Genomic DNA, 11336 nt, shown 5'->3' on the forward strand with positions numbered 1-11336 from the left:
AAAGGATAAATAATGAGTGAGACTTATAAAATTTATACACCTAATGGAATAGCTGTAAAAGTAGATAAAGAAACAAACAAAATATATTTTGTAGAAAGTTTAGATTCACATCCACCAGCAAAGGGCAACTATACCGAAGAATATTCCAAAGCTTTGTTTGAAGCACACAACATTAAACGAAACTCCCCCTACAAAGACTATAAACCCCAATACCTAGATCCTAACTTTTATACAGGGCAAAGTTCTACTTTACTTGAATTTAAAGAATGGCAAAACATTTATTTAAAAGATCCTATAAAAGGAGCTATAGCTCCTTGGACTAAAGCAGAAAAAGCTTATTATAAATCTTTAAAAACTAAAAGAGAAAGATATAAATATTTAGCAATAAGAAGTGGATTAAGATCTGTGGTTATAGATATACCCTATGATGCTTATGCTAATGTAGATGAAAAAGGAAATTTAATCAATGAAGAATACGCCTATATTTACGATGAAGTAAGTTCTCATCGTGGAACATTAAAATCTTATTCTTTCTTTAATGAATGGGAATTATCTGCTTTACTTTTGGGAAATATTAAAGCTAGTCCTACAGCTGCTGTAGGATTTAAAGCAAGACAACAACAAGCATTGTTCTTACAAGCTCAACTTGGAGATAAAAATGCTTTTAAAAGTTTAGGTTTAGCAGTATTGTGTTCTAATTCTTTTCTTACAGGGCAACATTGGAATAAGCTTAGAGCAAAAATGATTTATGATTTACACGATCATCATTATGAGAGTTTATTAGATGAATTTGGTATGCTTCCTTTTTTAGATGAGATTATAGGAGTAGATTGGGTGATTGATTTAAATCGATATAAATTTGCTCTTGATGAAGAAGGTAGAATCATTTGGGCTTTATATGATGATATTGAAAAAGGTAAATTAAAAGATCCAAGAGATGTGGATTCTACTTCTGAAAGCAGGAAAGAATTTGATCATTATATGGATGGATATGTAAATGGAATGGAAACTAGATTCGATGCTGATATTCCAAATGATTGGGGTGATCGACAAGCCACTTTATTCAAAGATACTCTAGTATTAAGCGCCAAACTCGCAGCCTTAACTCCTCCTCAAGGCTATCCTAATGCTCCAAGATACTATAGCCCTGAAAGACTAGAAATTATTTATAAAAGACATAAGCTTGATAAACTTCTTGACCCAAGAATTCCTGCTATTTATAGATATAATTTTCCGCAAGAACTTCGAGCTAAGATAAGAGCTTATGCTAAAGAGCATAATATCAAAGAGTAAAAATCACTCAAAATCTTTAATATACTTTTCCAATGCTTTGATGGTAAGATTTTCAAAAAGAATCTTATCTTCTTTGATATTGTTTTGTATGGCAGCTTCAATATATTTAATAAATATATTTTCTTCCATTTCTTCAAATATTGGAGTATATAATTCTTTTGCGATTAGGCTAAGGGCTAAAATATTGATCAATCTTGTGGATTTGATTAAGAGTATATTATTAATAATACTTTCAAAATCTTTGATACTAATAGAAGAATAATCATTATTTAATTTAGAGTTTTGTTGTTTTGTTTTAATATCTTTTAAATTTTTTACCAAACTTTTTAAAACATTTTCATATTCTAATGAATTTGGATTTTTTTGAATTATTTCTTTTAAAAAGCTATCATCTGCCTTTTCTTCTTCGATAAATTTATAATCATTATTTTCTAAAATCTCTTTTAACTCTTTGTTTTTGTCAAAATTTATACTTGTTTTTCCTCTAGGTTTAATTTCAATTTCATCAAAATGATTGCGTTTTTCAATATCTTCTAAGTATTTTTTATTTTCTTTAATGCTTGCTTCAATGCTTTTTGCATCCACAAATCTAAATTCTAAATTACCGATTTTAAAAATATCGCCTATGCTGATTATTATTTCATAGCCACTTGGCATTCTAGAAAAGGACTTATTATAATAAATGTCAGAATCTTCAAAAGCCGCAATTGTAAAAGATCCTTCTTCATAAGATACTATGGCATGGGTATTTTTGATTTGTTCTAGTTTATCTTGAATACGAAAAGTGCAATCATCACCGCTTCCTATAGTTCCACCCTTTGTGTTAAATACAAATGTTTTAGAACCACTAATACATTCGTCATAATTCTCAATAGCAATTCCTATCTCTTCTTTTTCTATCATTGTTTATTTACCCCTGTAATATTTTCTACTATTTTAAGATTATTTAAAATATAAACTATATTATTTAATTCACTAGCACCGTTAATAATTTCAAAGTCAAAATATAAGTTTTTATTATTGTTAAATATAATCTCTATTCTTTGATTTCTTTAATCATTATTTGCTTTGGATATTTTTTGATGTAATAAGCTTAAAAAATTATCCACGATCTTTTAATGAAAATTTTAAAGATTCTATTTCAAAAATTTTATTTAGCATGTTGGGAATTAAAGAATACGATATTGCAAAAAAATATTTACCATTTGCACCTTTACTACTAAGTTTAAGACGACCTAAAACACACATTGAAAGAGTTTTACAAGTCAATTTTAAACTTAAGGATAAATTATCAATTATTGAAAATTTACCCCATCAAATTTTAATTTCAAATTCGCAAAAAAATAACTTAGGAATAAAGAACAATATTTTAGGAAATAATTTTATATTGGGCGATAAATTTATCTCTTATCAAAACAAAATAGCGATCTATATAAAGGATATTTCATATCAAGAAGCGGTTAAATTTATGCCAATGGAACCAAACACGATGATTTAAAAAATAGCATAATGTTTTTAACAAATAATGAATTTTGTGTTGATTTATATCTTAAAATCAACTATTCTTCAGAAATGAAGTTTGTGTTAGGAGAAGAAAATACTGCCAAACTTGGTTGGGCAAAAATTTTAGGTAATACGCAAAAAAAATATACAATAGTATATATGAAACTATGTGAATAAGCTGACACAAAAATATGTTTAAAAAAATCACAACCTCTCTTCACCCATAAACCATACCCTAAAATAAACTTTATTTTACCCACTTTATGCTAAAATAAATCACATAAGCTTATAGGCTATTAATCATCAACAAACCCAAAAGGATCATCAATGTCCCTTAATTCTTACATGAGTCTTAATATATCAAATTCTACTTCAAATCCCCTACCCTTTAAAATCACTAAAGCCCTCATCAAAGAAAGTCTTGAAGAGCTTTTTTCTATAGAATGTGAAGGCTTTTTTGAAAGTTTAGAACAAGATTTATTTTCTTTAAATACTTTAACCAATGCTTCATCTCATCCAAGCACCCCTACAACTTTTAATTTTCATCCTAATGTTTTAATCGATCAAGAAGCTATTTTAAGTATCCATAATCCTTATGAGAATAATACCTTAAACTTTGATAACAATGAAGTAAAAAACTATAAGGGAATTATCACTTATATAAAATATCTAGGTATTAATCATGAAAGTGCTTTAAATATTAATGATAGCACTTCAAATACTAAGCAAATACAATACAAGCATTTTTTTTCTTTTAAGCTTCAATCAGTCTTGATAAGACTTTCTTTAAATAAAGCCAATCGTATTTATACTCATACTAATATTATAGAAGTGATTAAACAAACCCTTGGTTTTTATCAAGATATCTTACATAAAGAAATTGATTATTCTAATATACATTTTAATTATGAAGAACAAGAACTCATCTCTCAATACAATGAAAGTGATTTAGACTTTATTACAAGATTAAGCCATAATAATGGAATCTTTTTTTATGAAGATGAGAACACTATTTATTTTTGTGATGTGTATAAAAATGTAAAAAATAAAGAAATTGAGTATAATCCTAATGTTAATAATATTTTAAATCAAGCTTGTATTTCTTCTATTTATAAAGAGCAAAGCTTAAGAACTAATTCTTTTACACATTCTAGTATTAATGCCAATACTCCTTTAAATCTTTTATCTTTACACTCTAGTAAAGTTCCTTATAAACAAGAACTTAATAACAAAGCTTGTTATAATGAACATTTTTATGAGAGTGAATATTCTTTTACAAAAAGCATTGATTTAAAGACTAAGCCTTCTCTTAAAGAAAAAAGAGCCTTAGTATTAAATGAAAGCTTACTAGCAAAAAGTAATATTTATCATCTTAACTTAGGAGATTTTATCACTTTAAATTATAAGGAGTTTAATCATCAAGAAGAAATAAAAAATCAAGATGAAGAAAAACAAGATAAAGCTTCTTTGCTTAAAGACTTTATTATTATCGCTAATACTCAAATCTTAATTGATGATGCCATCTTAGCTAATTCTATTAATACTAATGATCATTTAAATTTAAATAAATCTTATTCTAATACTTTAACTTTACTAAAAAAGAATATTATCTTTACTCCAAGTTTTAAAGCTAAACCTAAAGCTCCTAATAGCACTCAAGGTATTGTTATAGGAGAGAGTAAGGATATAGAAAGTGAGAGGAATACTATTTATACTGATGAGCATGGAAGGGTTAAGGTAAGGATTAATCTTTATGCCAATCAAGAAGAATTAGATAATGATACTTTTATTGCAAATGATATAGATATAAATTCTTCTAATTTATCAAGCAATACTTATAAATCTTATCATCACACTCCTTTTTTAAGAGTAGCTTCTCATATAGCAAGTAATCATTCAGGTTTTTTTCATACTCCAAGAATAGGAGATGAAGTGATTATTTCTTTTTTAGATGATGATATAGATAAACCTTATGTAAGTGGAAGTTTGTATAATGGGGCTACAACAATGCCCCAATATAATTATCCAAGATATAAAAGAGAAATCGCTACAAATGCATTGAGTTATTTAAGCGTAGTTCCTGCTATGATTGATAAAGGTTTAGATACATTAAAACTTCAAGAAAATACTGATTATGAATTAAGCTCTATAAACAATCATTATCTTACTTTGGCTAATTCCACAGTAGGAGTGGATAACACCAATGCAAGAGTAAGGAATGAAATTACCCTAAAAACGACAAAGACAAAGAAGAAATTTATATCCTAGCACAAAAAGATTATAAAGAAGAAATAGGTAATAATTATGAGCAAACCATAAAAAATAATAAAACTTCAGAAGTGGGAGCCTTATATACCGAATTTATTACTTTAGGACATATGCAAAATATCATAGGTTTTAAAAATGTCAATGTAGGAGCTGAATATTTAGAAAATACCCTACTTTCTAAAGATACTAATGTGGGCTTAAGTAATACTTTAAATGTAGGAATCAGCAATGAAGTCAATATCGGACAAAACCACGAAGAAAAGATAGGAAACGACAAAAGAGTAATAATCAATAACAATCTAGAGCAAGATATCAAAAATGATTTTATCCAAAGAATAGGACATAACAAAAATGAAACCATAAAAGGTTCTTATGTGCTTCAAACCAATCAAAGTATAAAATTTTATTCCAAACAAGATCTAAGCATAGAAACAAATGAGTATTTCAAAGCTGAAGCTGATGATTCTATTAGTTTTAAAGCCAAGAAAAATTGCTCTTTTACAGCTGATAATGTAAATACTATGGCAAATCAAGAAAGTGTTTTAACAGCACAAAAACAAATCGTTTCTAGGGTAGGAAATACAACTATTACACAAACAAAAGATAAAATTATACTCCAAGTAGGAACAACACAAGTGATTATAGATAGCAAAGGTTTAAGAGTAAAAGGAGGTGATTTAAGAGCGGATTAAAAGCAATTTTCTTAAAATTAAAACTAAAATCATAAAAAACCCAATTTACAAAGAAAGGAAAAACAATGAAAACCTTAGAAGATATCAAAGCTATGAGCTATCAAGAAAAAGATGAATTAGAAGATTTAGTTCTTGAAATTATAGATAATAATGATTTAGTTAAGCTAAAAGATATTTTAAAGGATTATCCTGTAAAAATATCTTGTTATGAGCTTAATATTAAAGATGAGGATGGAGACTTTCCTTTATTTGATCCTTTTAATCTAATAATAAGAGCTGCACATGCTTGTGAAGAAAACAATAATGATTTTTCTATTTTAGATTATTTATTTGATGAGTATGGATTAAGTTTAAAAGATCCTAAATATAACTTTGCTGAAATATATCAAAGAAGCTAATGATAAATATATCTTGATGGAAGAAGTAGAAGATGATCCTTGTATTTATCAAAACGCTCTAATCTATGATTATATATTAAGTGCTGATAATCCAAATTCTCAAATCATTAAGTATCTAGTCAATCGTGGGGCTAAATTTGAAGTGCATGATGAAGATACAAATTGGACCCCTATGCATTTTTGGGCTAGACGCAATAATTATGAATTATTAGAACTAGCTATTAAAGGAGGAGCTAATGTAGATATGCAAACTTTTAGTAAATTAAGAAAATGCAACAATGAAACCCTTTTATTTGAAGCTGTAAGCGAACCTGAAACCTATAGGGTTACACAGCTTTTAATTGAACTTGGAGCTAATGTGAATTTTGCTACCCCAACCACCCCTTTAGATGATGCAAAAGGATCTAGAAATAAAAAGCTTTTAAAAGATGCAGGAGCAATGACTTCAGAACAAATCAGAAAGAAATTTAATTTACCAGCATATGATTCTTCTCATTGCGAAATTGACGGAAAAACTGATATGGATTTATTAGGTAAATATCATGATGAATATTCCAAACTTTTAAACGATGCTATAAAAAAGGCTAAAGAAAGTGAATGAGGGAATAGAAATTCACTTTGCTAAAATAAATTATAAGGAAAGATAATGAAAAATAAAAAATTATTGGATGATGAATATATACAAGAAGTGTTTAAATACTATCTTAAAAATGATAATTATTTAAAAGATGCTTTATATGGTTTAAAAAAATACGAACGAAGAGCTTTTATAAGTAGCATTTTAAGCTATGAATATAAAAATTTAGTAGAAAATGGCAATTTAAAAGTTGATGCAAAATATAAAGTTACCTTGCCGCCTAATCTTATTGCTGTTTTAGAATATGATAAAAGTGAATTTAATGGCGTAAATCTTCGAAATTTTATAAATGATTTGGAATTTGAATTAGAACATATAGAAATGGAACTTTATGACGATCCTGCTGACTTTGAAGGGGGAGATTATTATAATGAAGATAGCGATTGTGATGAAGATTATACAGTAGAAGATTGGGTAGAAGATCAAGTAAGTGATATTAAAGACTTTTTATATGCTTTAAAAGATTTTAAATGAAACAAACATTAAGCTCTAATCGAGTAAGCTTTTATCTTTTTTCTACTAAAACTTTTAGTGATGAAAAATATCTTAATGCTTGGAGCTTAAAAGGCGAGCGTTTAAATGCCAAAGATTGGTTTGAATTTAAACAAGCCAATAAAGACAAATTTTATAATAAGCATTTAGAAAATACCTTAAAAGCTATGCAAGAGTTTAAAGCTTATTTTAGTGTTGATCAATTTGAAGGCATAAATCTACATGGTGATGATGAATGGCTTGATTTTTTGCCTTCAAATTATACTCAATTTTATAATCGTTTATGTAAGGATAAAAGTAAATATATTTTACATCAATATTATCAAAAAAATGATTTGACAGAGATTGGTATGCTTAAAAATCTTTCTCCTAATTTTCCTTTTTGGGATGAAAAAGGAGAAAATTTTTCTCAAAATCAAATTGATATTTTTATAGAAAAAGATAATTTAGCACCCTACTTTAATAAATATGATATTTATTTTAATTCTTCACTTGAGCTAAGCTTTAATTTTAGTGATGAAAGCTTAGAATATTTAATTAACAATTATAATCACAGAATCAATCATACTTTTACTCCAAAAAGTCAAGATGAGATACAAAAAGAATTAAATTTAAGCAAAGAAGATAAAATCATTTTAGAACTTGAAAATATGTTTTTAAATCTTTGTAAAGGCATCAGTGCTGATTATGCTTTTATGGATTTTTCTTATTTTTTTGTAGGATATGATCATACTTTAGATTCTAAAAATAATACTTTAAAATCTTATCCCATTAATCAAGATAAATTAATTCATAAAAGAAGTTTTAAAGAATATATAGAAGAATACACAAATACTTACTTTTTAAATTATTATTCTAAAGAGTTTTTAAATGAACTTGACAATCAAGAATTAAACAAAGATAGACTTAATTATTATCTTATTAATTACAACAAAATTCCAAAAAACACAGAAGAAGAAAACATACAAGGCATACTTTCTAAACAAAAAGATATAGATATCAATTTTGTAAATTTTATAGATTATAAAGACTATGTTTATAAAAATAAAGATGATTTTTGGGAGTTTTCAGCAAAAGAAAATTCTATACTTTGGGAAAAATTTCTAAGTAAAAATACCCTAAAACCTTTTCCTTTAAATTTTGATTGCTCTTTAGAAGAAAAGCTTCTTTATGCTAAAGATGAACAACTAGAAAACATACTTAAAACCCACAAGACTTTTCATGGCTAAAAAAAGAACAATCCTTATTCCTAGAATAAAAGATATTAATATAAGTCCTGATACTTCTTGTATGCATCCTATCTTAGAAGATAATACTTTAGTATGCTTACATGGAGGTAGAGTTAAGTTAAAAGCAAAAAAAGCTAAAAGAATAAAATCAGACAATGTTCCTATTATGCTTGATAATGAAATACAAGGAGCTAGTATAAGTGGATGTTTAAATCCACCTATACTAGGAGGACCTTGTACTAAAGTAGCTATGGTATTTGCTTATACTTATTCAGATCATAAAGTTAATAATAAACATTCTGTGTTACAAATGGGTTTGATAGGAATGAGTATAAAAGGTTATCCTATATTTGCTATACCCAAAAAGAATAAGATTAAATTTGCTTTAGCTAAAATACAAGCTAGTCCTCTTGCTAAGATTGAGTATGATAGGATAAGATGGGAAGGGATGGGAGATGATAACAAACAATCATCAATTCAAACCCATCATATTGCCACTGATAAGAATAAAAAATTTACTAAAGAATTTCGAAAAATAACAAAAAAATATAACATGGAATTGGATGAAGACTGGAATAAAGTTAAAATGCCACATCGCGGAAGACATCCTAATGAATATCATGAATATATTCTTGAAAAAATGAGTAAAATTGATAAAATAGCAAGAGGAGATAAGGATAAATTCATAAAAGAATTTGAAAAACTAAAAGAAGAAGTCAAAAACAATCCTGCTATACTTCATAAAGATTACTATAAGGAGAGAAAATAATGAAATATTATAAAATGATGTATAACTATAATCATAACGATGTGGATAATTGGTACTCTTGTGATCTTGTAGATATAAAAAATAACGATGAATATGCACTTTTAGAATCCAAACCTATCACAAATTGGCAAACACCTAGTTTTGAAATCGACAAAGATGATGGTAATATACTGACTGATCTTATACACAATGACTGTGGTTGGCGTATAGTCTCTCCTAAATTTATAAATTTAATGCAAGATTTAATCAAAGATTGTGTGCAATATTTAGATGTAGAAATTAAAAGTCAGGAAATAAATTATTATGGTTGTAAAATTATGCATGTAACAAAATCACTTGAGGCTTTAGATTATGAACATTCTGTATATACTTATATGGGTGATAATGATGAATATTTAAGTATTACTAAAGCTGTTTTAAAAAAATCAAAACTTGATGGAAGCCATATATTTAGAATTAAAGATGATGAAGTACCTGTTTTTGTATCAAGTGAATTTAGAAAAATAGTAAGAGAAAACAATTTATTAGGTTTTAGTTTTAGTGAAGTTATGGTATATGAAAATTGAAAGACTAAAAGCTATAAAAAATTTTGCAATTTAATATAAAAAGATTTTTAGTTATAATTTCATTTTATATTTAAGGAAAAATTTATGGAAGATTTAAAACTTTTACAAAGACGTTGGGAAGAAGCTTATGAAGCTATGCCTAAACTTTATGAAACACCAGATGGGTTAATAATAAATTTCACCCTAAGTGAAGATACAGATACTATTCTTTTTAAAAAACCTTGGGAAAATTTTGAACTAGATGATGAAGATAAAGAAACCAAATGGAGGCTGAGTTTTTTTAGCATTAGCAAAGATGAGCCTTTGGGGTATTTAGAGTATAAAGAAGCTTTAGAGAAATTGCAAGATTTTTCTTTAATTCAATCAGAAGAAAGGATTTTAATTAGAGCAATGAGTTTAGAAGAGCTTGAAAGCTTAGAGCTTAAAGGGTGGTAATGCTTCCTCAACCTATATTTTTAAATAAACTTATAGAATTTTTATCTGATGAAAATTTAGATATTGTAAATATGAAAAAAGGTGTAGATAAAATTTTTTCTAAAAAAGATTTTTACGCTATATTAGAATTAAATATTAAAATTATGAATATAGCGAAATTAATTTTTAAAAGTGATGAACAATTAAATATATTATTACCACAAGCTTCTGATTATAAGAATACAAATTATTTTCTTCAAGAATTAGAGTTAAAAAAAGAAATAGATATTAATCTTAATGATTTAAAAAATTGTGATAATAAAAAAATAATAGAAATAATAAAGCAAGAATATCAAAATAATCTGATTAAAGAATTGGATATTAATTCTCAAAAAGAAAAAATCAAAATACTTTTTATTATTAATGAAGTGCCAAAATTTTTAAAATCAATCTATAAAGAATGTGAGTTTAAAGAATATGGATTAGCAAATTATTTGGAATTTGATGAAATTTGGGATTTTTATGAAAATAATATTAGATATTTTACTATTTTAACTCCCATGGGTGCAAATAAAATAAAATTGCGTTTAGAAAATACACAAAACAGCGAAAAAGAACTCAATATCATAGAAGTAAATTTAGATAAAAAATAGATTTTAATAACAAAAATAAGCAATTTCTTTTTCTACTCAAATTTAGACTATTTGTGTTAAAATAATAAATATAAAAATTAAAAACATAGTGGATTTATACCAAATTATAAACACCATAAACTCAACCCCCAAAAGGATCATCAATGTCCCTTAATTCTTACATGAGTCTTAATATATCAAATTCTACTTCAAATCCCCTACCCTTTAAAATCACTAAAGCCCTTATCAAAGAAAGTTAGGAGATGAAGTGATTATTTCTTTTTTAGATGATGATATAGATAAACCTTATGTAAGTGGAAGTTTGTATAATGGGGCTAATCCAAGTTTAGTAAATCTTCCTTTTAATGATCGCCAAACTTCTCTTTCTTCTAAAACCATAGGTGTTAATGAAGAAGGTTATAATGAACTTACCCTCTCAAATA

Annotated in this window: 10 protein-coding genes and 2 pseudogenes; 11 read left to right on the top strand and 1 reads right to left on the bottom strand. The window is 26.6% G+C overall.

What is annotated here, in order from left to right; translation table 11 throughout:
- The first annotated feature begins 12 nt into the window (after positions 1–12).
- Complete coding sequence (locus FBF15_RS08295; protein WP_052778249.1) at positions 13–1293, top strand: hypothetical protein; 1281 nt, start codon at positions 13–15, stop codon at positions 1291–1293.
- A 3-nt stretch (positions 1294–1296) separates the two neighbouring features.
- Here the strand turns inward: FBF15_RS08295 and FBF15_RS08300 are convergent, their stop codons facing one another.
- Complete coding sequence (locus tag FBF15_RS08300) at positions 1297–2196, bottom strand: FHA domain-containing protein (protein WP_165434631.1); 900 nt, start codon at positions 2194–2196, stop codon at positions 1297–1299.
- A 130-nt stretch (positions 2197–2326) separates the two neighbouring features.
- On the opposite strand from FBF15_RS08300, the pseudogene FBF15_RS08305 reads away from it, so the two are divergent.
- The 10 genes and pseudogenes from FBF15_RS08305 to FBF15_RS08345 all read left to right on the top strand — a co-directional run.
- A pseudogene (locus FBF15_RS08305) lies at positions 2327–2973 on the top strand (type VI secretion system baseplate subunit TssG); the annotation flags it as partial.
- Positions 2974–3123: 150 nt separating this feature from the next.
- A complete protein-coding gene (locus tag FBF15_RS09520) occupies positions 3124–5064 on the top strand; it encodes a contractile injection system protein, VgrG/Pvc8 family (RefSeq protein WP_242633121.1) in 1941 nt (646 codons plus the stop codon).
- A gap of 71 nt (positions 5065–5135) precedes the next feature.
- A complete protein-coding gene (locus FBF15_RS09530) occupies positions 5136–5756 on the top strand; it encodes a hypothetical protein (protein WP_171823049.1) in 621 nt (206 codons plus the stop codon).
- A 65-nt stretch (positions 5757–5821) separates the two neighbouring features.
- Positions 5822–6755: pseudogene (locus FBF15_RS08315) on the top strand (ankyrin repeat domain-containing protein).
- 45 nt (positions 6756–6800) lie between these two features.
- Positions 6801–7265 (top strand): hypothetical protein, encoded by a 465-nt coding sequence (locus FBF15_RS09790; RefSeq protein ID WP_002779732.1) that lies wholly within the window; start codon positions 6801–6803, stop codon positions 7263–7265.
- On the top strand, positions 7262–8512 hold the full coding sequence (locus FBF15_RS08325; protein WP_165434632.1) for a hypothetical protein: 1251 nt from the start codon (positions 7262–7264) through the stop codon (positions 8510–8512). Before FBF15_RS09790 ends, FBF15_RS08325 begins: the two co-directional genes overlap by 4 nt.
- Complete coding sequence (locus tag FBF15_RS09795) at positions 8505–9281, top strand: AHH domain-containing protein (RefSeq protein ID WP_242633122.1); 777 nt, start codon at positions 8505–8507, stop codon at positions 9279–9281. Before FBF15_RS08325 ends, FBF15_RS09795 begins: the two co-directional genes overlap by 8 nt.
- Complete coding sequence (locus tag FBF15_RS08335) at positions 9281–9847, top strand: DUF1629 domain-containing protein (protein WP_052773748.1); 567 nt, start codon at positions 9281–9283, stop codon at positions 9845–9847. Before FBF15_RS09795 ends, FBF15_RS08335 begins: the two co-directional genes overlap by 1 nt.
- 84 nt (positions 9848–9931) lie before the next feature.
- Positions 9932–10282: a DUF4299 family protein gene (locus FBF15_RS08340; protein WP_002791053.1), complete on the top strand. Its 351-nt coding sequence runs from the start codon at positions 9932–9934 to the stop codon at positions 10280–10282.
- Entirely contained in the window at positions 10282–10914 is a 633-nt protein-coding gene (locus FBF15_RS08345) for a hypothetical protein (RefSeq protein ID WP_052773749.1), read from the top strand. Before FBF15_RS08340 ends, FBF15_RS08345 begins: the two co-directional genes overlap by 1 nt.
- The last annotated feature ends 422 nt before the right edge of the window (positions 10915–11336 follow it).

It is taken from the genome of Campylobacter sp. CFSAN093233 (assembly GCF_011068165.1).
GTDB lineage: Bacteria > Campylobacterota > Campylobacteria > Campylobacterales > Campylobacteraceae > Campylobacter_D > Campylobacter_D jejuni.